The 21,031-nt window shown below is 74.9% G+C and carries 19 protein-coding genes; 8 read left to right on the top strand and 11 right to left on the bottom strand.

What is annotated here, in order from left to right; genetic code table 11:
* Positions 1 to 119: 119 nt before the first annotated feature.
* A complete protein-coding gene (locus tag AB2L28_RS01665) occupies positions 120 to 899 on the bottom strand; it encodes a sugar phosphate isomerase/epimerase family protein (protein ID WP_370716977.1) in 780 nt (259 codons plus the stop codon).
* An 80-nt stretch (positions 900 to 979) separates the two neighbouring features.
* On the opposite strand from AB2L28_RS01665, the gene AB2L28_RS01660 reads away from it, so the two are divergent.
* Together AB2L28_RS01660 and AB2L28_RS01655 are read left to right on the top strand one after the other, a co-directional pair.
* The gene (locus AB2L28_RS01660; protein ID WP_370716976.1) at positions 980 to 2,128 is read left to right on the top strand and encodes a Gfo/Idh/MocA family protein; all 1,149 of its coding nucleotides are present in this window, start codon (positions 980 to 982) and stop codon (positions 2,126 to 2,128) included.
* A gap of 53 nt (positions 2,129 to 2,181) precedes the next feature.
* Positions 2,182 to 3,342 (top strand): dihydrodipicolinate synthase family protein, encoded by a 1,161-nt coding sequence (locus AB2L28_RS01655; RefSeq protein ID WP_370717262.1) that lies wholly within the window; start codon positions 2,182 to 2,184, stop codon positions 3,340 to 3,342.
* A gap of 26 nt (positions 3,343 to 3,368) precedes the next feature.
* Here the strand turns inward: AB2L28_RS01655 and AB2L28_RS01650 are convergent, their stop codons facing one another.
* From AB2L28_RS01650 to msrA, 4 genes are all read right to left on the bottom strand, one after another.
* On the bottom strand, positions 3,369 to 4,502 hold the full coding sequence (locus AB2L28_RS01650) for a hypothetical protein (RefSeq protein WP_370716975.1): 1,134 nt from the start codon (positions 4,500 to 4,502) through the stop codon (positions 3,369 to 3,371).
* Complete coding sequence (locus AB2L28_RS01645; protein ID WP_370716974.1) at positions 4,499 to 5,704, bottom strand: ATP-binding protein; 1,206 nt, start codon at positions 5,702 to 5,704, stop codon at positions 4,499 to 4,501. The genes AB2L28_RS01650 and AB2L28_RS01645 overlap by 4 nt, the downstream gene beginning before the upstream one ends.
* Positions 5,705 to 5,752: 48 nt before the next feature.
* The gene (locus AB2L28_RS01640) at positions 5,753 to 6,505 is read right to left on the bottom strand and encodes a sigma factor-like helix-turn-helix DNA-binding protein (protein WP_370716973.1); all 753 of its coding nucleotides are present in this window, start codon (positions 6,503 to 6,505) and stop codon (positions 5,753 to 5,755) included.
* A gap of 244 nt (positions 6,506 to 6,749) precedes the next feature.
* Entirely contained in the window at positions 6,750 to 7,421 is a 672-nt protein-coding gene (msrA, locus tag AB2L28_RS01635) for a peptide-methionine (S)-S-oxide reductase MsrA (RefSeq protein ID WP_370716972.1), read from the bottom strand.
* 61 nt (positions 7,422 to 7,482) lie between these two features.
* Here msrA and AB2L28_RS01630 point away from each other — a divergent pair, with 61 nt between their 5' ends.
* Positions 7,483 to 8,661 carry a cystathionine gamma-synthase gene (locus tag AB2L28_RS01630; protein WP_370716971.1) on the top strand — a complete coding sequence of 393 codons (1,179 nt, stop codon included), beginning with the start codon at positions 7,483 to 7,485 and terminating at the stop codon, positions 8,659 to 8,661.
* Positions 8,662 to 8,739: 78 nt separating this feature from the next.
* On the opposite strand, the gene AB2L28_RS01625 is transcribed toward AB2L28_RS01630, so the two are convergent.
* Positions 8,740 to 9,999: an MFS transporter gene (locus AB2L28_RS01625; protein ID WP_370716970.1), complete on the bottom strand. Its 1,260-nt coding sequence runs from the start codon at positions 9,997 to 9,999 to the stop codon at positions 8,740 to 8,742.
* A 70-nt stretch (positions 10,000 to 10,069) separates the two neighbouring features.
* The gene (locus tag AB2L28_RS01620; RefSeq protein WP_370716969.1) at positions 10,070 to 12,085 is read right to left on the bottom strand and encodes a vWA domain-containing protein; all 2,016 of its coding nucleotides are present in this window, start codon (positions 12,083 to 12,085) and stop codon (positions 10,070 to 10,072) included.
* 297 nt (positions 12,086 to 12,382) lie between these two features.
* Between AB2L28_RS01620 and AB2L28_RS01615 the strand changes: the two genes are divergently transcribed.
* Together AB2L28_RS01615 and AB2L28_RS01610 are read left to right on the top strand one after the other, a co-directional pair.
* Entirely contained in the window at positions 12,383 to 13,867 is a 1,485-nt protein-coding gene (locus AB2L28_RS01615; RefSeq protein ID WP_370717261.1) for a CoA-acylating methylmalonate-semialdehyde dehydrogenase, read from the top strand.
* A gap of 77 nt (positions 13,868 to 13,944) precedes the next feature.
* Positions 13,945 to 14,580, top strand: coding sequence for a rhomboid-like protein (locus AB2L28_RS01610; protein ID WP_370716968.1), 636 nt, complete (start codon positions 13,945 to 13,947; stop codon positions 14,578 to 14,580).
* On the opposite strand, the gene AB2L28_RS01605 is transcribed toward AB2L28_RS01610, so the two are convergent.
* Entirely contained in the window at positions 14,568 to 15,995 is a 1,428-nt protein-coding gene (locus AB2L28_RS01605) for a sigma 54-interacting transcriptional regulator (protein WP_370716967.1), read from the bottom strand. The two genes, AB2L28_RS01610 and AB2L28_RS01605, sit on opposite strands and share 13 nt — an antisense overlap.
* A gap of 189 nt (positions 15,996 to 16,184) precedes the next feature.
* Here AB2L28_RS01605 and AB2L28_RS01600 point away from each other — a divergent pair, with 189 nt between their 5' ends.
* Positions 16,185 to 17,378 carry an AI-2E family transporter gene (locus tag AB2L28_RS01600; RefSeq protein ID WP_370716966.1) on the top strand — a complete coding sequence of 398 codons (1,194 nt, stop codon included), beginning with the start codon at positions 16,185 to 16,187 and terminating at the stop codon, positions 17,376 to 17,378.
* A 73-nt stretch (positions 17,379 to 17,451) separates the two neighbouring features.
* On the opposite strand, the gene greA is transcribed toward AB2L28_RS01600, so the two are convergent.
* Positions 17,452 to 17,949, bottom strand: coding sequence for a transcription elongation factor GreA (gene greA, locus AB2L28_RS01595; RefSeq protein WP_370716965.1), 498 nt, complete (start codon positions 17,947 to 17,949; stop codon positions 17,452 to 17,454).
* A gap of 123 nt (positions 17,950 to 18,072) precedes the next feature.
* Positions 18,073 to 18,501: a DUF4307 domain-containing protein gene (locus AB2L28_RS01590; protein ID WP_370716964.1), complete on the bottom strand. Its 429-nt coding sequence runs from the start codon at positions 18,499 to 18,501 to the stop codon at positions 18,073 to 18,075.
* 121 nt (positions 18,502 to 18,622) lie between these two features.
* Between AB2L28_RS01590 and mca the strand changes: the two genes are divergently transcribed.
* Both mca and AB2L28_RS01580 read left to right on the top strand, forming a co-directional pair.
* Positions 18,623 to 19,507 carry a mycothiol conjugate amidase Mca gene (gene mca / locus AB2L28_RS01585; RefSeq protein ID WP_370716963.1) on the top strand — a complete coding sequence of 295 codons (885 nt, stop codon included), beginning with the start codon at positions 18,623 to 18,625 and terminating at the stop codon, positions 19,505 to 19,507.
* Positions 19,504 to 19,764 carry a hypothetical protein gene (locus AB2L28_RS01580; RefSeq protein ID WP_370716962.1) on the top strand — a complete coding sequence of 87 codons (261 nt, stop codon included), beginning with the start codon at positions 19,504 to 19,506 and terminating at the stop codon, positions 19,762 to 19,764. Before mca ends, AB2L28_RS01580 begins: the two co-directional genes overlap by 4 nt.
* Here the strand turns inward: AB2L28_RS01580 and AB2L28_RS01575 are convergent.
* Complete coding sequence (locus tag AB2L28_RS01575) at positions 19,755 to 20,726, bottom strand: Gfo/Idh/MocA family protein (protein ID WP_370716961.1); 972 nt, start codon at positions 20,724 to 20,726, stop codon at positions 19,755 to 19,757. The genes AB2L28_RS01580 and AB2L28_RS01575 overlap by 10 nt on opposite strands.
* Between the last annotated feature and the right edge of the window lie 305 nt (positions 20,727 to 21,031).

Below are 21,031 nucleotides of genomic sequence, written 5' to 3'. Positions count from 1 at the left end.
CACCTCTCTCGAGAGCCGGGGGTCGCTGGTGCACGGTGCCTCCGCCGTTCCCCCCGAGCGGCTGGCCGGAACGTAGCAGCGGCGGTGAGCGCAGTGGGGGAGGAACCGCGCCCCGGAACTCAGCGCGTCGCCGGTGCGGCGTTCAACCACTCCCGCAGAGCCCGCGCCTCGCGCTCCAGCGCGCCCGGGTCGTCGTCGGGCACGAACTCGAGCAGCACGTCGTGGTCGCGGCCGGAGCCCCGCAGGACGGTGAGGACGCGCGTCCACAGCGCCTCCCGGGCGCGCAGGGGGTTCCGGCGCGTGCCGGGTCCCCAGGAGAACGCGTGGACGGTGCTCACCCGGTCGACGAGCGCCCCCAGCTCGCCCAGAGCCTCCTCGTCGGAGGCGTCGACCGTCGGCTGCCAGTACGTCGTGAGGGCCGGGCGGCCCACGAGGTCGTCGACCTCCGCCAGGAGCTGCAGGGTCGACGCCGTGGTGTCCGTCAGCGTCCCGCCGTGCGACTCGGTGCCGATCCGCAGGCCGAGGTCGTCGGCGCGGCGGACGGCCTCGGCCAGGGCGCGGACGACGGGACGGCGGTCGGCGGGCTCGCGCGCCGCGGCCGAGCCGGCCTCCCCGGCCCAGACCCGCACGCGCGGGGCGCCGAGGGCGTGCGCCGTCGCCAGCACCTCCGCGACGTCGTCCCCGGGCCGGGCCCGCCAGTAGGAGCCGTAGGAGGCGACGAGCAGCCCCGCGTCGGCGGTGCGGGCGGCGACGTCACGCGCGGCCGCGAGGTCGCCGGCCGGCACGTGGACGTCGGCGCCCCACTCGACCGCGGCCAGGCCGGCCTGGGCGGCGAGGTCGAGCAGGGCGGGCGGTTCGAGCTGCCGGAAGGTCACCGAGCACAGTCCCGTGGTCAGCACGCGGTCGATCCTTGCACGGACGCGGTCCGCTGGCCTAGCCTTCGGAAAGCGCATTCCCAACGAGTCAGGAGGAGGCCGCGATGACGCAACGCCTCGGTGTGGTCATGAACGGCGTGACGGGACGCATGGGGTACCGGCAGCACCTGCTGCGGTCGGTCCTGGCGATCCGCGAACAGGGCGGGGTGGAGCTTCCCGACGGTTCCCGCGTGCAGCTCGAACCGCTGCTGGTCGGCCGGTCGGAGGAGAAGCTGCGCGACATCGCCCGGCGCCACGACCTGGAGAACTTCACCACCGACGTCGACGGCGCCCTCGCCGACGACGACTACCCGCTCTACTTCGACGCCCAGCTGACGTCGGCGCGCGAGCGGTCCATCCTCAAGGCCGTCGCGGCCGGTCGCCACGTCTACACCGAGAAGCCGACGGCCGAGACCCTGCAGGGGGCGATCGCCCTGGCCCGCGCCGCGACGAGCGCCGGCGTCAAGAACGGCGTCGTCCACGACAAGGTCTTCCTGCCCGGCCTCATCAAGCTGCGCCGCCTGGTGGAGTCGGGGTTCTTCGGCGACATCCTCTCGGTGCGCGGGGAGTTCGGGTACTGGGTGTTCGAGGGGGACTGGCAGCCGGCGCAGCGGCCGAGCTGGAACTACCGCGCCGAGGACGGCGGCGGCATCGTCGCCGACATGTTCTGCCACTGGAACTACGTCCTGGAGCAGACGATCGCCCCCGTGGAGGCCGTCACCGCGCGCGCCGTGACCCACCTCCCCGTCCGCCACGACGAGAGGGGCGAGGCGTACAAGGCGACCGCCGACGACGCCGCGTACGCCATCTTCGAGCTCGAGGGCGGGATCGTTGCCCAGCTGAACTCCTCCTGGGCGGTCCGCGTGGACCGCGACGAACTGGTCCAGTTCCAGGTGGACGGGACCCTGGGCAGCGCCGTCGCCGGGTTGTTCGGCTGCAAGGTGCAGCCGCGGTCGGCCACGCCCAAGGCCGTCTGGAACCCCGACCTGCCCGAGGCGCACCGCTACCGCGACGACTGGCTGCCCGTCCCGGACAACACGACGTTCGACAACGGGTTCAAGGCGCAGTGGGAGCAGTTCGTCCGGCACGTCGTCGCCGACACCCCCCACCCCTACGACTTCCTCTCCGGCGCACGCGGTGTCCGGCTGGCCGAGGCCGGCCTGGCCTCCTCGGCCCAGGGACGCCGGGTCGAGCTCGAGGAGATCGTGCTGTGACCGTGGTGAACGCCGGCGCGGCGACGGCCGGGCGGGCCCTCGCGGGCGAGGTCGTGCGGTTGCCTCAGCGCACGACCTCGGGCGCGGTCGAGCTCGTCGACCACGCCGTCTCCGAACCCCTCGCCTGGGAGGTCCCGGTCGGCCCGGCGGCCTCCCGCGCGGTGTTCGCGGCCGCCCACGTCGTGCCCCGCGTCGACGCCGAGAACGTCCCGGGTGCCCCCGCCGTCCTCGACTGGGACGCCACCCTCGCCTTCCGGCACCGGCTGTGGTCCCTCGGCCTCGGCGTCGCCGAGGCGATGGACACCGCGCAGCGGGGGATGGGCCTGGACTTCGCCGCGACCGCGGAGCTGGTGCGGCGCAGCGCGGCCGAGGCCACCTCGGTCGGGGGCCGGATCGCCGCGGGCGTCGGCACCGACCAGCTCGAACCCGGTCTGCACCCCCTCGCCGCGGTGCGCGCCGCCTACGAGGAGCAGCTGGCCCTCGTCGAGGACGCCGGTGCCCAGCCGATCCTCATGGCCTCGCGCCACCTCGCGGCCGCCGCGGCCGGTCCGCAGGACTACCTCGAGCTGTACTCCGGGCTGCTCGCGCAGGTGCGCCGACCCGCCGTCCTGCACTGGCTGGGCGAGGTGTTCGACCCCGCCCTGGCCGGGTACTGGGGTTCGCGCGACGTCGCCGCCGCCACGGACGCGTTCTGCGAGCTGGTGCAGGCGAACGCGTCCCGCGTCGACGGGGTCAAGGTCTCCCTCCTGGACGCCGACCACGAGCGCGCGCTGCGGCGGCGGTTGCCGGCCGGTGTCCGGCTCTACACCGGCGACGACTTCAACTACCCCGACCTCATCGCCGGCGACGGGCAGTTCCACAGCGACGCGCTGCTGGGGATCTTCGCGGGGATCCCGCAGATCGCCGCCGCCGCGCTCACCCGGCTCGACGCCGGGGACGCCGCGGGGTTCCGCGCCGCGCTGGACCCGACCCTCCCGCTGGCCCGGCACGTGTTCGGGGCGCCGACGCCCCACTACAAGGCGGGCATCGCCTTCCTGAACTGGCTCGACGGCCGTCAGCCCGGCTACGCCATGGTCGGCGGGCTGCACGCGGCCCGCAGCGCCGTGCACCAGGCCCGGACGTTCGTGCTCGCCGACGAGGCCGGTGTCCTCACCGACCCGGTGGGGGCGGCCGGGCGGATGCGGCAGTACCTGGCGGTCCACGGGCTGGTCTGAGCAGCCGGCGGGGACGGGGCCTCGCGTCAGGGCACCGGCCGGTGCGCGGGCGCGGGGCGCACCTCCGCCCACAGGGAGCCGATCCCGTCCCCGGTCCGCAGGTCGGTCTCCACGACCAGCCCCGCCCCGCGCAGGTGCCCCGTCCGCAGCGCGGCGGCCACGGCGTCCGCCTCCTGCGCGGTCCCGTCGACCGACACGGTCGCCCACCGGCCCTGCGGGGGCAGGCGCAACGTCACCCGCGCGGTGCCGCACGCGTCCAGCGCGGGCGCCAGGAGCCGGCGCAGCCCGGCCGTGAAGTCCGTTCCGGCGGCGTCGTCGTCGCCACCCGCCGGGCGGCGCCGGTCGTCCACGACGTCGACCTCGCACCCGCGCTCGCGGGCCCGGCGCAGGGCGACGCGGACGTCCTCGTCCAGCAGGTCCCGGGCGCGCAGGTCGTCGCGCAGGCGTCGTTCCAGCGTGAGCGCGGCCCGCGACAGCGTGGGCCACGACGGCTCGCCGGGGTCGGTGAGAGCCACCCGCCGCAACAGCGGCACGACGCTGTGCTCCAGGTCCTCGCGGCGCTGCCGCGCGCTGCGGCTGCGGGCCACGGTGGCCGCCCGTTCGGCCACGGACGCGCCCTCGTCGGCCGCGTACCGGGCCACGTCCCGGGCCGTCCGGTCGAACAGCAGGCGCACCCCCACGCCGGCCGTGAACCAGACCAGGGCGGGTTGGTTCAGCGCCGCGAACGTCACCGCCCGGTTCGGCAGGTCCGAGGAGGAGACGCACGCGGCGAGCACGCCCGCGGCGGCCAGCTCGGCGGCCAGCGCGACCAGGGGCCGGCGCCGCAGCACCAGGGCGGCCACCACGATCTGCGTGAGCCCGGGCCACCAGTTGCCGTAGGTCCGCCACAGACCCTCGTCGAGGAACGGGGTGACGGCCAGACCGCTCAGCGGGACGACGGCCGCCATCGCGAGCGCGGCCCGCCGGGACAGCTCGATCGGCCCGCCGAGCAGCGGCCGGACCGCCGCGGCGCTGACGGCCAGCACCACGAGGAGGGCCGCCACCGCCAGCCACGGCCGCCGGTGCTGGTGCTGGTGCAGGGACAGCAGCGCCACCAGCGGACCGTGCGAGAACAGCCAGATGACGGCGCCGAGCAGGCAGGCGCGCTGCACCCGCGTCACGACCGGCTCCCGGGACCGTCCAGCGGGACGCTCAGCAGGACCACCGTGCCCACCCCCGGCGCCGAGCGGACCAGCGCCCGGCCGCCGACGACCACCGCCCGCCGGCGCACCGACACGGCCAGCCCGAGCCGCGGGCTCGCACGGCGGGTGTCGAAACCGGCCCCGTCGTCACGGACCTCGACGCTGAGCCGCCCACCCCCCTCGGGGCCGCCCGCCCGGACCCGGACCCGCACGGTGGGCACGACGCCCTGGCGCGGTCCGTGCCGCAGGGCGTTGCGGACCGCCTCGACGGCCGCGGCCTGCAGCGCCTCGAGGGCCTCGGCGGGCAGCCGGCCCCCGGCCCGCCCCGGGACCAGCTCCAGGACCGTCGCCGGGTGCTGGACCAGGACGGCGTCCCCCAGGCGCTGGACCGCCTCGGTGACGGGCACCGGCCGGGCCGTGCCGGGCTCGCGGTCCGCCTCGCGCGCCACGCTCGTCAGCGCGCGGCCGGCGGCGAGCCGGGCCCGGGCGAGGTCGTCCCCGTCGCGGGCGTGCGCCGTCAGGGACAGCGAGGCCAGCACGTCGTCGTGGACGATGCCGTCCCAGCGCGAGTTCTCCCGCTCGGCGGCCTCGGCCGCAGCGGCCCCGGCCGCGGCGCGCTCCGCCGCCGAGCGCGCCGTCTCCAGCTGCCGCGCCGACCCGCGGACCGCCAGCACCGCGACGGAGGCGGTGATCGCGATGACGACCAGCCCGATCGCCTCCAGCACCGCCACGTCGGCCGGGACGGTCCAGACGCCGGAGACCTGCAGCGCCAGCCGCAGCGCCAGGTGGACCGTCGTCAGGGCCAGCGCACCGCCCAGTGAGGACACCGCCACCGCGCCCGCCCCGACCGTGACGGGGGACAGCGACAGCACCCAGGGGACGTCGTCCTCGGGGCCGGAGGTGACGAGCGGGAAGGTGGCCAGGGCGAGGTCGCCGAGCACCACGAGGGCCCACACCGGTGCGGCCAGCCCCCCGTCACCGGAGGTGGACCCGCCGGTCCGCAGCGCCTGCGCGAACAGGAGGAACAGCACCACGACGTACCCGCCCAGCACCGGCGCGGTCCACCCGGCCGGCGCGTGCGCGCGCCCGCCCGCGACGTTGGCGACCACCGTCGGTGCGGCGGAGACGACGGCCAGGGCGAGCACGAGGGCCAGCACCCGCTGGACCCCGCGCCGCGTCACCGCGGACCCGGGCCGGTGGCCGGCACGCGGTCGGTCGTCGGCACGGGGTCAGTCGTCGGCACGGGGCCGGGGGCGCACGGGGGGCGCCGGGGCGCCGGGAGCGGGCAGGGGGGCGAGGACGCCGTCCTCCACCGCGCGCCGGTACAGCTCCATGCGCGTGTAGGCGGGCCGGTCGAGGGCCGCGTACTTGGCCCGGATGCGCTTGAGGTAGCTCTTGGCCGTCTCCTGCGTCACCCCCAGCCGCAACGCCACCGACCGCGCCGGCATCCCGCCGGCGTACAGCTCCAGGACGCGCCGCTCCTGCGGCGACAGGTGCGAGGTCAGGGTGTCGTCGACCTGCAGGGCCGCAGCCGTCTCGGCCGAGGAGACGGTGTCCCCGTCGGCGACCGAGCGCAGCGCCTCGGCCACGGTGGCCACGGGACGGTCCTTGAGCAGGACCCCCTGCGCCCCGGCCTGCAACGCCTCCAGCGCCTCCGCGTGCTGGCGGCCCTCGGTGTAGACGAGCACGCGCGAGCCGGCCTCGAGGAGGGCGGCGACGTTGCCCGCCGGGGTCGAGTCGTCGCCCAGGCGCAGGTCGAGGAGCACGACGTCGGGGGCGGGGGCGCCGGCGAGCTGGACCATCAGGTCGGGGACGGTGGGGGCCGTGGCGACGAGGACGAGGGCGTCGTCCAGCCGGGCGAGCTCGAGCCGCAACCCGGCGAGGAGGGCGGGGTGGTCGTCCACGGCGGCGATGCGCAGCCGCGGGCGCAGCGCGCCGTCCGTTCCGTCCGGGCCGTCGTGTCGACCCTCAGTCAGTCCCACGGGACCCCCTTCCCCGAGGTGAGGGTAGCGAGGTCCGCGACCTGCGGCGGCTCGGGCCGCCGTGCCCGCACCCCCGAAAGGGGGGTGCCGATCCGGTGTCCGGGGCCACGGGCGTCTGCCAGGATCGCTGTGGGCACCCCGCCGGGGGGACGGGTGGCCCGGCGTGCGTCGGGGGGCGTGGGCAGGACAGAGGGGACGGCGCCCACGGGCACCGTCCCCTCTCCGCGTTCCCAGCCCCTCGGGGTCAGTCGTCCGTGGTGACCAGCCCGATCTGGCAGGTCAGACCGTTGGGGCCGTGGTTGCAGTACCCGTTGGGGATCTTGTCCAGGTACTGCTGGTGGTGGTCCTCGGCGTACCAGAACCGCCCCGCCTCGCTCACCGGACGGATCTCCGTCGTGATGCGGCCGTGGCCGTGCTCGGTCAGCTCGCGCTGGAAGGTCTCCTTCGTGCGCTGCGCCGCCGCGAACTGCTCGTCGGTCGTGGTGTAGACCGCCGAGCGGTACTCCGTGCCGCGGTCGTTGCCCTGCCGGTAGCCCTGCGTCGGGTCGTGGTTCTCCCAGAACACCTTCAGCAGCTGCTCGGGACCCGTCACCGTCGGGTCGTAGGCGACGAGGACGGTCTCGGCGTGTCCGGTGCGGCCGGTCGTGGACTCCTCGTACGTCGGGTTCTTCGTGAACCCGCCCTGAAAGCCGACCGCCGTCGTCACGACCCCCGGCTGCTGCCAGAGGATGCGCTCGGCGCCCCAGTAGCAGCCCATCGCGAAGGACATCACCTCGGTGCCCTCGGGCCACGGGCCCTCCAGCGGCGTCCCGAGGACGGTGTGGGTCGCCGGGACCTCGAAGCGGCGCGTCTCCGAGCCGCGCAGGGCCTCCTCGGCCGGGACCATCGTGGTCTTGTACGGGTTGCCGAACAGCATCCGTCGCTCCCTCCATCGGTGTCGGTCAGGTCAACCACGAGCGGCCCCTTAGCCTTCCCGTGTGACTTCCGACCAGCCCCACGGCTTCTCCACCCGCGCGCTGCACGCCGGTCAGGAGGCGGACCCCGCCACCGGCGCCGTCGTGACCCCGATCTACCAGGTGTCCACGTACAAGCAGGACGGCGTCGGCGCGCTGCGGACCGGCCTCGGCACGGGCTACGAGTACTCCCGCTCGGGCAACCCGACCCGCACGGCGCTGGAGACCCAGCTCGCCTCCCTGGAGCAGGGGGCGGCCGGCTTCGCGTTCGCCTCCGGCCTGGCCGCCGAGGACGCGATCCTGCGCGCGCTGCTGCGGCCCGGCGACCACGTCGTCATCCCCAACGACGCCTACGGCGGGACGTACCGCCTGGTCAAGCGCGTCGCCGAGCCGTGGGGCGTGGAGCACACCCCCGCCGACCTCGCCTCCGTCGACGCCGTCCGCGCCGCCCTGCGGCCGAACACCCGGATGGTGTGGGTCGAGACGCCGACCAACCCGTTGCTGACCGTGGCCGACATCGCGGCGCTCGCCGAGCTGGCCCACTCCGTCGGCGCGCTGCTCGTCGTCGACAACACCTTCGCCACCCCGTACCTGCAGACGCCGCTGACCCTGGGCGCCGACCTCGTCGTGCACTCCACGACGAAGTACGCCGGCGGGCACTCCGACGTGGTCGGGGGGGCGGTCGTCGTGCGCGACGGCGACGACGGGCGCGGGAACTCCCTGGGCGAGCGGATCGGGTTCCACCAGAACTCGATGGGCGCGGTCCCGGGCCCGTTCGACTCCTGGCTCGTCCAGCGCGGCCTGAAGACGCTCGCGGTGCGCATGGAACGGCACTGCGACAACGCCGAGCGCGTCGTGGAGTTCCTGCAGTCGCACCCGCGGGTGACGGGGATCCTCTACCCGGGGCTGCCCGAGCACCGCAACCACGACGTCGCGGCGAAGCAGATGACGCGCTTCGGCGGGATGATCTCGTTCCGCACCGCGTCGGTCGACGACGCGCTCGCCGTGTGCGGGGCCACCGAGCTGTTCACCCTCGGGGAGTCCCTCGGCGGGGTGGAGTCCCTCGTGGAGCACCCGGGCAGGATGACGCACGCCTCGGTGGCCGGGTCGCTGCTGGAGGTCCCGGACGACCTCGTGCGCCTGTCCGTCGGCATCGAGGACGCCGACGACCTCGTCGCGGACCTCGCGCAGGCGCTCGGCTGACGCGTCGGGTCTGCGCCTCGTCGCCTCCCCGCGGTCGGTGATCGGCCCCGGGGAGGCGACGAGGGCCCCCGTGGCGGCTCAGGGCGTGACCGCGGGCGCCTCGTCCGCCTCGTCGGCGTGCGCGACGTGGCGCAGCGAGCGCCAGAGGAGGACGACGAACACCGCCGAGCCGACGAAGGCGAACCAGAACGGGGCCGTCACGCCGTGGTGCTGGGCGAGCACCCCGCCGACCCCGCTGCCGACGGCCAGCCCGCCGAACGTCCCGACCGTGTTGACGGCCCCCACCCGGCCCTGCAGCGCGTGCGGCACGGCACGCTGGCGCACCGTGATCGAGGTCGACCCCCACACGAAGGCGTGGGCCCCGAAGACGAAGAACACCGGCAGCGCGAGCCACGGCGAGCGCACCAGGGCCAGGGCGAGGTGGGTCAGGGTCTCCACGACGAGCCCGATCCTCATGAGGTCGCCCAGCGGGACGTGCCGGGTGATCCACCCGTAGGCCAGGACGCCGACGATCCCGCCGAGGGCACCCGTCGTCGTCACGAGGCCGAACCCGACCGAGCCCAGCCCCAACCGCTGCGTCGCGTACAGGACGAGGACCGACCAGGCCGCGCCGAACGTGATGTTGAAGATGAAGATCGTCGCGACGAGCACGCGCACGGCCGGGTGGTGCGCGGTCCACCGGATGCCCTCCAGCACGTCGTGCCACGGCGTCGCCGGGGGCCGTCCGCCCGCGACGGGTGGCAACCGCAGCCGTCCGACGAAGAGGGCCGCCAGGGCGCACAGCCCCGCCTGCGCCGCGAACGGGGACGCCGCGCCCGCGGTGAACAGGGCCGCGCCCAGCGGGGGCCCGGCGAGCTGGTTCACCGTGACGAACCCCGTCTGGACGCGGGCGTTCGCGATCGCGAGGTCGGCGCGGGCGACGAGCACCGGCGTCAGCGTCGAGGCCGTGTTGTCGGCGAACACCTCGGCCGTGGCGATGAGGAACAGCGCACCGAGGACGACCGGGACGGTGGCCGCCCCCGTCAGGACGACCGTGGCGAGGCCCGTGAGCAGCACCGCCCGCACCACGTCGACGACGAGGACGACGAGCCGCCGGTCGACGCGGTCGGACAGGACACCGGCGCTGAGGCCGAACAGCAGCGGCGGCAGCCACGCCGCCAGGGCTGCGAGCGCGACCGGCAGGGGGTCGCGGGACAGGGAGGCCACGAGGAGCGGTCCCGCGGCCAGCGCCAGACCGTCACCGAGGTTGCTCGCCCAGCTGGAGGCGACGAGCCAGCGGAACCCGGTGCCCAGCCGCCGGGGGAGGACGACCTCGACGACCCGGGCGGTGGTGCTCACCCGGGCACGCTGCCACAGCCCCGTCCGGCCCGGCCACGCCGTTTCCGCGGCCCCGGGTCGGGAGGGCGGGTCAGGAGGCGCGGCGGGCGGTGCGGCCGGCGCGCGAGCGCAGGTAGTCGTCGACGACGTACTGCCCGAGGCGGTCCGGGCTCGGGGACAGGACGCGGCCGCCGTTGCGGCGGGCGACGGCCTCGACGAACCGGCGCAGGCCCGGGTCCTCGCCGAGCATGAACAGGTTGATCGTCGCGCCGGAGCGGGTGAGCAGGTCGACCTCGCGGACGGTCGCGCGGATCGTCTCGGCCGTGGGGGGCCACTGGAAGAACGACTCCGTCGCGTCGCGGCCCTCGACGAGGTGGGCGGTGGGTTCGCCGTCGGTGATGACGAGGACGACGGGTTCGAGGTCGGGGTGCCGGCGCAGGTGGCGGCGGGCGATGCTCAGCGCGTGCTGCAGGTTCGTGCCCTGCACGAAGTCCGGTTCGACCTCGGCGAGCTCGCCGACCGTCATGGGCAGGGCGTGCAGGCCGAACCCGACGATCTGCAGCTCGTCGTGGGCGAACTTCGTCGAGATGAGGTGCGACAGCGCCAGGGCCGTCTCCTTCATCGGGCCCCACCGGCCCTCGGCGGCCATCGAGAACGACAGGTCGACGCACAGGGCGACGGCGGCCCCGGCGCGCCGTTCGGTCTCGACGACCTCGAAGTCCTCCCAGGACAGCCGGACGGCCCCCGCCGCGCCGGTCGCAGCCCCCCGTTGGAGGGCGTTGGACACGGTGCGCACGACGTCGAGGGGCTGCTCGTCGCCGAACTGCCAGCGCCGCGTCGCCCCGGTGGGTTCCCCGCCGGCACCGGCGTCGGTGTTGTCGTGGTCGCCGCGGCCGCCGGCGTCCAGCCGGCCCAGGACCTCCCGCAGCGCCGTCTGCCCGAGCCGGCGCAACGCCTTGGGGGACAGGGTGAGCCCGTCGGCCGAGCGGGACAACCACCCCTGCCGCTGCAGTTCGCGTTCGAGGTCGCGCAACCGCTGCAGCTCGTCGGCCGCACCGCGGCCGAGCTGGCGTTCCAGGGCGTCCACGTCGACGTCGTCGAGGGTGGCGCCGGGGTGCTCCTGGCCGAGCTGGTCCAGGAGGTCGTCGAGCTCGGAGATGTCCTGCAGCGCGTCGGCGGCCTCGCCGTACCCCAGGGGTTCGCCCTGCCCGCGGACGCGTTCGCCGCGGGTGGAGTCCAGGTCGGGGCGCAGGGCGCGCAGGTTGTCGCCCAGCTGCGCCATCTGGGCCTCCAGGTCGGGGTCGTCGCCCATGGCCTGCTGCATGAGCGAGGACAGCTCCTCGCGCTGCTGCGGGGACAGGGAGCGCATGAGCCGGGAGGCCGCCGCGGCCCGGCGGGCGAGCGCGTCGACGAGGTCGTCGAGGTTCTCGATCCCCTCCTCGCCGAGGGTGTCGCCGTGCTTGGCCATGAACTCCGCGAAGTCCTCGGGGGTGTCCTGGCCGCGGGCCTTCTTGGCGAGCAGTTCGTTGAGGTCGCTCATCATCTCCTTGAGCGCCTGCATCGTCTCGGGGCTGCCGTTGCGCAGCGCGTCCTTCATGCCGCGGAACTGCTGGCCGACGACGTCGTCGCGCAGGCGGTCGAGGATCTGCTGGTACTGCTGCCGGGCCCGTTCGCTGGCCCAGCGGTAGTCCTCGAGGTCTCGCACGGCCTGGGCGGTGGAGCGGGGGAGGGCGTCCAGGCGCGTCTCGGCGAACCGCGCGTCGTCACCGTCGCGGCCGGCCAGCTCCTCGCGCTCGGCGGCGAGGGCCTGGTCGAGCTGGGCGCGGGCCTGGGTGAGCGCGCCGTCGAGGTCCCCGCGGCGGGCGGCCTCCCGGCGCAGCCGGGCGGCGCGGGCACGCAGCTCGTCCAGTCCGGAGCGGCCGTCCGGGCCGCGGCGGAGCATGTCCCGCAGCGCGTCCCGCAGCGACCCGCCGGACAGGACCTCCCGCCCGACGCGGTCCAGCGCCGAGCGCACGTCGTGGGGCGGAGCCAGCGGGTCGGGGCCACCCGCCCACTCCCCGTACCGGTACCGGCCACCCCGTCGCCTGCTCCACGCGTCTCGAGCCACGTCGGCACGCTACGTCGCGGGTCCGACGCCCGCCACGGGTCGGGGGGTGCGGCCGGTGCCCCGGGACCGCCGGAGCGTCGGCCGCAGCGCCGCAACCATGACAGTTTGTCTGGACAAAGAGGGTCGCCCGGATGGCATGATGGCCCCCGACCACCCCGGTGGGCGACGACCCGCCGGCCAGCTCGCGCCAACGACGTCCGAGGAGGGCATCCCGTGACCACCACGACCGGCCAGACCCCCAGCAGCACCGCCGGTGCCACCGGCTCGACCGGGGGGTTGCCGCACGTCGGGCACTGGATCGCCGGGGCGAGCACGCCGGGGTCCGGGCAGCGGGTGGGGGACGTGTACGACCCGGCCACGGGCCGGCGCACCAAGACCCTCGCCCTGGCCGCCGAGGCCGACGTGCAGGCGGCGGTGGCCGCCGCGAAGGAGGCGTTCGAGGGCTGGCGGGACACCTCCCTGGCCCGGCGCACCACGATCCTGTTCGCCTTCCGGGAGCTGCTGAACCAGCGCAAGGGCGAACTGGCGCAGATCATCACCGCCGAGCACGGCAAGGTCGTCTCCGACGCGCTGGGGGAGGTCTCGCGCGGGCAGGAGATCGTGGAGCTGGCGTGCGGGGTGAACCACCTGCTCAAGGGCGCGTTCGCCGAGAACGCCTCCACGAAGGTCGACGTGTACTCGCTGCGTCAGCCGCTGGGGGTGGTCTCGATCATCTCCCCGTTCAACTTCCCGGCGATGGTGCCGATGTGGTTCTTCCCCCTGGCCATCGCCGCGGGGAACACCGTCGTGCTCAAGCCCAGCGAGAAAGACCCCTCGGCGGCGAACTTCATCGCGCAGTTGTGGAAGGACGCCGGGCTGCCCGACGGGGTGTTCAACGTGCTGCACGGGGACAAGGTCGCCGTCGACGGCCTGCTGGAGCACCCGGACGTGGCGTCGGTCTCCTTCGTGGGCTCGACCCCCATCGCCCGGTACGTGTACGAGAGCGCCACCCGGCACGGCAAGCGCGTGCAGGCCCTGGGCGGGGCGAAGAACCACATGCTGGTCCTGCCCGACGCGGACCTGGACCTGGCCGCCGACGCCGCGGTCAACGGCGGGTTCGGTTCGGCCGGGGAGCGGTGCATGGCCGTCTCGGCGCTGGTGGCGGTGGACTCGATCGCCGACGCGCTGGTCGAGAAGATCACCGAGCGGGTGGCGACGTTGCGCACCGGGGACGGCCGCCGCGGGTGCGACATGGGCCCGCTGGTGACGGGGGCGCACCGGGACAAGGTCGCCGGCTACGTCGAGGCCGGGGTGGCCGAGGGTGCTGAACTGGTCGTGGACGGGCGCGAGGTCGTCCCGGACGCGGCCGACGACGACGCTGCGGCCGAGGGGTTCTGGCTGGGGCCGACGTTGTTCGACAAGGTCGGTGCGGACATGTCGATCTACACCGAGGAGATCTTCGGGCCGGTCCTGTCGGTGGTGCGGGTCGGCGGCTACCAGGAGGGTCTGGACCTGATCAACGCCAACCGGTACGGCAACGGGGTGGCGATCTTCACCAACGACGGGGGTGCGGCGCGCCGGTTCCGCAACGAGGTGCAGGTCGGGATGGTCGGCATCAACGTGCCGGTCCCGGTGCCGGTGGGGTACTTCTCCTTCGGGGGCTGGAAGCAGTCGTTGTTCGGTGACACCCACGCCCACGGGACCGAGGGCGTGCACTTCTTCACCCGCGGCAAGGTCGTGACCGAGCGGTGGCTGGACCCCTCCCACGGGGGCCTGAACCTGGGGTTCCCCCAGAACGACTGACCCCTGGTGACCTCTGGCGCGACGGGCACCCGGTCGTTGCGGAGGTGCGCGCGCGGTGGTGGATCGACACTGTCCGCGTGCGCACCCTCCCGCGGTGGCGCGACCGGTCCCACGGGGTTCCCCGGGGGATCGACCTCGCCGTCCTCTACGCCCTCGTCGTGCTGGTCGTCTTCGCCGGCCTGCACACCCGGTCCCTCGCCGACCGCGCCCGGTTCGTGCAGGAGTCCAGCACGAACCTGGACAACCTCCGGCGCTCACCGTTCCGGGTCATCGTGCTGTCCTCGGTGGTCGTCCCGCACTGGGTCGGGCTGCTGGTCCTCGTCCCGCTCGTGGTGGGTCTGATCGCGGTCCAGCGGTGGCTGGGCCGCCTGGCGACCCTCGTCGCCTTCGGGTTCGGCCACGTGGGGGCGACCCTCGTCGTCGCCACCGTCCTGGCCGCCGGCCTGACGCACGGCCGCCTCGACCCGGCCGTCGCCCGCGCCCCCGACGTCGGGGTGAGCTACGGCCTGGCCTGCGTCGTCGGGGTGCTCACCGCCCGGGTGCCGCGGTGGGCCCGGGTCCCTTGCGCCGTCCTGCCCCTGGCCACGCTCGTCACGGTGCTGGTGCTCGCCCCCGACTTCACCGCCCTGGGGCACGTCGTCGCGCTGCTCACCGGGCTCGGCCTCGCGGTGCTCGTGCACCGCGGGGCCGCGCGGCCTGCTCAGCTGCCGTAGACCGTCCGCCCGTCGTCGAGGACGAGCTTGTCCAGGCGACGGGTCAGGTGCAGGGACTCCAGGACGAACTCCACCCCCGACGCCGCCCGGCCGGGGGTGGCGTCGGCCAGTCCCAGCCGGTCCAGGACCTGCGCGAGACCGGGGACCGTCCCGACCTGCTCGAGCAGCCGCTCGGCGGGCACCAGGTCGCCCGTCTCGATGGTCTTGCCCTCGGTGACGAGCTCGGAGAAGCCCGACAGCTCCGCCCCGCCCAGCAGCGACCGGTACGTCTCCGCGATGGCCGTGCGCAGCAGGTGCTCCAGGACCTCGACCTCCCGGCCCTCCTCGCCCTGCTCGAACTCGACCTTGCCGCCGAGCACGCTGACGACGGTGTGCAGGTCCCCGACGCGCGCCACCGGCTCGGTCGCCTCCCCGGACAGGGCGTGCCGGCGCAGCGCGGCCGCCGAGACGGTCTCGGCCGCGGCGATGGAGAAGCGGGCCGAGACGCCCGAGGCGGGGTCGACCGAGGGGGACTCGCGGACCCCGCGGGTGAAGCGGGCGATGACCTCCAGCAGGTGCTCGGGCACCTCGGCCACCGTGGCGGCCTCCTGCCGGACGAGGTCCACCTCCAGGGACAGCTCGAGGGGGTAGTGGGTGCGGACCTCGGCGCCGAAGCGGTCCTTGAGCGGGGTGATGATCCGCCCGCGGTTGGTGTAGTCCTCCGGGTTGGCGCTGGCGACGAGCAGCAGGTCCAGCGGCAGCCGCAGCTGGTAGCCGCGGACCTGGATGTCGCGCTCCTCCAGCACGTTGAGCAGCGCGACCTGGATGCGCTCGGCGAGGTCGGGCAGCTCGTTGATGGCGAAGACCCCGCGGTTGGTACGGGGGACGAGGCCGAAGTGGATCGTCTCGGGGTCCCCGAGGGTGCGTCCCTCGGCCACCTTGACGGGGTCGACGTCGCCGATGAGGTCGCCGACGGAGGTGTCGGGCGTGGCGAGCTTCTCGCCGTAGCGCAGCGAGCGGTGCAGCCACTGCACCGGCAGGTCGTCGCCCTCGGCCACCACGCGCCGCCGGGACGCCGGCGTCAGCGGGGCGTAGGGGTGCTCGTTGAGCTCGGAGCCCTCGATGACGGGGGTCCACTCGTCGAGCAGGCCCACGAGGGAGCGCAGCAGGCGCGTCTTGCCCTGGCCGCGTTCACCGAGCAGGACGACGTCGTGCCCGGCCAGCAGGGCCCGCTCGAGCTCGGGCGCGACGGTGTCCTCGTAGCCGACGACACCGGGGAATCGGTCCTGCCCGGCGCGCAGGCGTTCGACGAGGTTGGCGCGCAGCTCCTCCTTGACGGAGCGGTGCTCGTGGCCGGAGGCGCGCAGGGCGCCGAGCGTGCGGGGCAGGTCGGCGGGGGGTTGCAGGGGGAGCGTGGACGTCTCGCGGGTGCTCACACGGGCGAACCTACGTCCGTGCGCGCCGAACGGCCACGGGTACCGGTCCCCGGTGGATCCGGGACCGGTCCGGGGCCACCGCGCGCTCGCGCGTGCTGCCGCGTGCTCGTGCGTGCTCGGGTGTGACGGACTCGTGCGCGTGCTCCGCACCGCGCGCCCGCGCAGGAGCCGCAGGGGCAGGATGACCCCGTGCGACCGTCGTCCCCCGATCAGCGCCCCTACGTCAGCCCCGCGGTGCGGCTGGCGGCGGAGTGGTCCTGGCGGTTCCTCGTCGTCGTCGCCGGCGTCGTGCTGCTGGCCTACGGCCTGAGCTTCGTCTCCGAGATCGTCATCCCGGTCCTCATCGCCCTGCTCGTCACGGCGCTGCTGGCGCCGGTGGTCAACCGGCTGCACCACCGCCTGCGGGTGCCGCGGGGGCTGTCGGTCCTGGTGACGATGCTCGTCACGGCCGGTGTCGTCGCGGGCCTGGTCACCATCGTCGGCTCGCAGGCCTCCGAGCAGTTCCCGCAGCTGCAGCAGCAGGCCGCCCAGGGCGTCTCGGAGGTGGAGCGCTGGCTGTCCGACGGCCCGCTGCACCTGACGTCGACGGCGATCTCCGACTACGTCCAGCAGGCGCAGGACGCGATCTCGCAGAACCGCGAGACCCTCATCGCGGGCGCCACCGGTGTCGTCGCGACGGCCGGGCACGTCATCGCCGGTTTCTTCATCTGCCTGTTCACGGCGTTCTTCTTCCTGCTGGAGGGCCGGCGCATCTGGTCCTGGCTGCTGCACCTGCTGCCGGTCCCCGCCCGTGATCCGCTCGACGACGCGTCCCGGCAGTCCTGGGTGACGCTGACGCACTACATGCGCGCCACGATCGTCGTCGCCTTCACCGACGGGGTGGGCGTCGCGATCGGGGCGGCGATCCTGCAGGTGCCGCTGGCGACCTCGCTGGGTCTGCTCGTCTTCCTCGGCGCGTTCATCCCCATCGTGGGGGCGCTGCTGTCCGGGACGGTGGCCGTCCTCGTCGCGCTGGTCGCGCACGACTTCGTGACCGCGCTCATCATGCTCGGCGTGGTGCTGCTCGTGCAGCAGATCGAGAGCCACCTGCTGCAACCGTTCCTCATGGGCCGCGCCGTCGCGGTGCACCCGCTCGCCGTCATCCTCGCGGTGGCCGGCGGGGCGTCGGTCTTCGGGATCGTGGGCGCGCTGTTCGCCGTCCCGACGGTGGCGGTGCTGAAGTCCGGGATCTCGACCCTGGCCCGCGGCGGCCGGCCGGACGAGGAGGTCGAGGAGATCACCGCCTCGGACGCACCCCTGGCTCCCGACGAACCGGCCCCGAACGACGGGACCGAGCACGAGGACGTCGAGGGCGGGACGCAGGCCGACCCGGTGGAGCGCTGAGAGGGGGCCGGGTGTCCGGACGCCCCCCGGGCGGCGGTGCGCCCGGACGGCGTCCGGACGCGGGGTCCGTCGCTCAGCCGGTGTAGGGCTTGGTGTCCACGACCTTGACCGGGAACTCCTTGCCGCTGGGGGCGGTGTAGGCGACCTCGTCGCCCGCCTTCTTCCCGAGGATCGCCGAACCCAGCGGGGACTTCTCCGAGTACACGTCCAGACCGGCGGCGTCGCCCATCTCGCGGCTGCCCAGCAGGAACGTCATCTCGTCCCCGGCCAGCTCCACCGTCACGACGTGGCCGAGCCCGACCTCGCCGGCGGCCGACGCCGGCGCCTCGCCGACCTGAGCGGTCTCGAGCAGGTGCCGCAGCTGGCGGATGCGCAGCTCCTGCTTGCCCTGCTCCTCCTTGGCCGCGTGGTAGCCCGCGTTCTCCTTCAGGTCGCCCTCCTCGCGCGCCTGCTCGATGCGCTTGGCGAGCTCCGTGCGGCCCTCACCGGAGAGGTGCTCGTACTCGCCCTTGAGCCGGTCGTAGGCGTCCTGGGTCAGCCACGTGGTGCTGCCGGTGGTCGTCTCGCTCACGGTCTGCTCCCTGTCACGTACCTGTCGGGGTGCCTCCTGCACCCCGGCGCAAAAAACCGAGTCGCCCGGCCCCGCGACCGCGGGAGCGAGCGACTCGAAACGCCCAGACTAGCTCCGGAACGCTCAGCGCTCCACCGCTGAACAGGACTCGACCCCCACCGTGACGGCCCGCGAGGTGGTCCTGACCTGCACGGACTCCTGGACGTCGGTGTCCTGCGAGGCGGGCAAGTCGACCTGGACGAGACCCACCTCCGCGGAGGAGGAGTCGAGGGCGTGCACCTGGCAGCGCACCTGCGTCCCGGCGGGCCGGGTCACGCTGAAGCGGATCTGCGCGGTGCGGTCGTCGACGACCTGGTGGCTGATCTCGGTGAAGGAGGGGCCCTGGGACTGCGCGACCGCGAGCCACCCGCCGTAGGCCAGCACGAGCAGGCCGCCGACGACGGCCGCCGCGAGCCGGGCCGGGCGCCGGTACCACGGCTGCTCGGGGCGGGGGCGCCGTCCGTACCGCTGCGCCAGCACGTCCGCCGGGACGTCGGACCGGGACGGGCTCACAGGGTGGCTCCCGAGGTGGAGGGCGGTGCTCGTGCGGCACCGCGGATCGGCGAAGATGGACCTCGATGGTCGCACCCCACGCCGGGAGGTCGCGACGCCGGAGAGTGTGAGAGGAGCCACGGTGGCGGAGACGTTGCGGCTCATGGCCGTGCATGCCCACCCGGACGACGAGTCCAGCAAGGGTGCGGCGTCCATGGCCAGGTACGTGGCCGAGGGCGTCGAGGTGCTCGTCGTGTCGTGCACGGGCGGCGAGCGCGGGGACGTGCTCAACCCGCGGCTGAAGGAGAACGCGCAGCTGCTGCGCGACATGGGGGAGTACCGGCGCCACGAGATGGCCGAGGCGGCCCGCATCCTCGGGGTCCAGCACCGCTGGCTCGGGTACGTCGACTCCGGGCTGCCCGAGGGCGACCCGCTGCCGCCGCTGCCGGCGGGGTGCTTCGCGCTGACGCCGGAGGAGTTCACCGTCGACGCGCTCGTGCACGTCGTGCGCGAGTTCCGCCCGCACGTCATGACGACGTACGACGAGTCCGGCGGGTACCCCCACCCGGACCACATCATGACCCACACGGTGTCCTTCGCGGCCTTCCACGCCGCGGCCGACGCCGACCGGTTCCCGCAGGCCGGGCCCGCGTGGCGGACCTCCAAGCTCTACTACCACGCGAGCTTCTCGCGGGACCGGATGCGCACCTTCCACGAGGCGCTCATCGCGCGGGGCGAGGAGTCCCCGTTCGCGGAGTGGATGAAGCGCATCGCCGAGGAGGAACCGGGCAAGCGCAGGGAGCTGGAGATCACCACGCGCGTGCAGTGCGGGGAGTTCTTCGAGACGCGCGATCGCGCCCTGCTGGCGCACGCCACGCAGATCGACCCCGACGGCTGGTTCTTCGGGGTCCCGCTGGACCTGCAGCGGGAGCTGTGGCCGACCGAGGACTACCACCTCGCGATCAGCCACGTCCCGACGACGGTGCCCGAGGACGACCTGTTCGCCGGGCTGCGGGAGGACCGGTGACCACGGCGCTCGTGCTCGCCGCGACGCCCACGCCGAGCGGCACCGGGACGCCGAAGGTGGACGCCGACCTCGTCACCCCGGGCCTGTGGGGTTTCGTCGCCCTGTTCGTCCTCGCGGTCGCGGTCTACTTCCTCGGCCGCAGCATGGCCCGGCGCATCCAGCGGGTGAACCACCGCGCCCGGCTGGAGCAGGAGGAGCGCGCGGCGGCACAGGCCCAGGGGGCCGGCCCGGAGCAGGAGCCGCCGGCTCAGCGCTGAACGGGGCGCACGGGTGTCGTCCCGTCGGGGCGCCGCAGGTGCGCCTCGACGGCGGCCAGCACCGCCACGGCGTCGCGGCCGTTGCGCACGTCGAGGGCGTCCGGGACACCGGTGGCCGCCGCGGCGCGCAGCCGGTCCACGGCCCGCGCGAAACCCTCCGGCGGGGTGCCGGTGAACCGGGGCAGGTCGTGCCGCCCGCCCGGGCCCCACACCGTCGCGAACGACCCGCCCGTGCCCTCGGGGGCGGTCAGCGTCAGCGACAGCGTCGTCCCGGCACCGTCGCGGTGCTCCAGGGCGACACCCACCGCGTCGCGCGGTCCGCGGGCGGCGGCCACGGCGACGACCTCGCCGAACAGGGACCGCACGATCGACAGCGCGTGCGGGCCGGTGTCCCACAGCCCGCCGCGCTCGCGCCGCCAGCGCGATCCCGCGTACGGGTTGCCGGGGGTGTCGATCGACCCGGCCCAGCGGAACACCCCGCCCTCCCAGGGGCCGTGCTCGGCGGCCAGCGCCGCCATCTGCGCCAGCCAGTCGGTGATCTCCGGCATGAACAGGTAGGTCAGGAACTCCACGCTGGAGACCCCGCCCCGCTGCACCGCCTCGGCGAGGCGGTCGGCGGCGGCGAGGTCGGTCGCGACGGGTTTGTCGAGCAGCACGTGGACACCTGCGTCGGCGGCGCGGACGGCGAGGTCGGCCTGCACGTCCGGCGGCAGGGCCAGGGTCACGGCGTCGACCCGCCCGAGGAGGTCGGTCAGGCCCTCCTCCCCGCTCCAGGAGCCGGCCCTGAACTCCGCCGCGGCCGCTCTCGCGCGGTCGGCGTCGCGGCCCCAGAACCCCGCGAACTCCACGTCGGGGTGGCCCGCCAGGGCACGGCCGTGCGTCGTGCGGGCCCAGTGGCCCGTGCCGAGCACGGCGAAGCGGGTGGGGGTGGAGGTCGGGCGGGGCGTCGCGTCGGAGGGCACGCCCGGACGCTACCGGCCCCGGCGCGGGCGGGCGGGCGGGCGGTGCGGGGACGACGGGGTGCGATGCCGGACCGCCTCGCCCCGTCCACCAGCCCGTACCTGTCCCTGCCGACGACGGGTGGGTCCTGCCGCGCCTCTGGCCCGGGCGTCCGGCACCCCTGAGGAGCGTGGTCACCGTGGAGGGCCGGGGCGAGACCCGACGCCTGCGCCGCGTCGAGGGCGTCTCGATCGAGGAGGTCGGCTGAGGCGTCGGCGTCGCCCGCGACACGGTCCGCCGCAGCCCGGCGATCCGCATCGGCTGCGCG

The organism is Kineococcus mangrovi, assembly GCF_041320705.1.
GTDB lineage: Bacteria > Actinomycetota > Actinomycetes > Actinomycetales > Kineococcaceae > Kineococcus > Kineococcus mangrovi.
The sequence above is the reverse complement of the archived record's forward strand: the minus strand, read 5'-3'. Positions and strand labels throughout refer to the sequence as shown.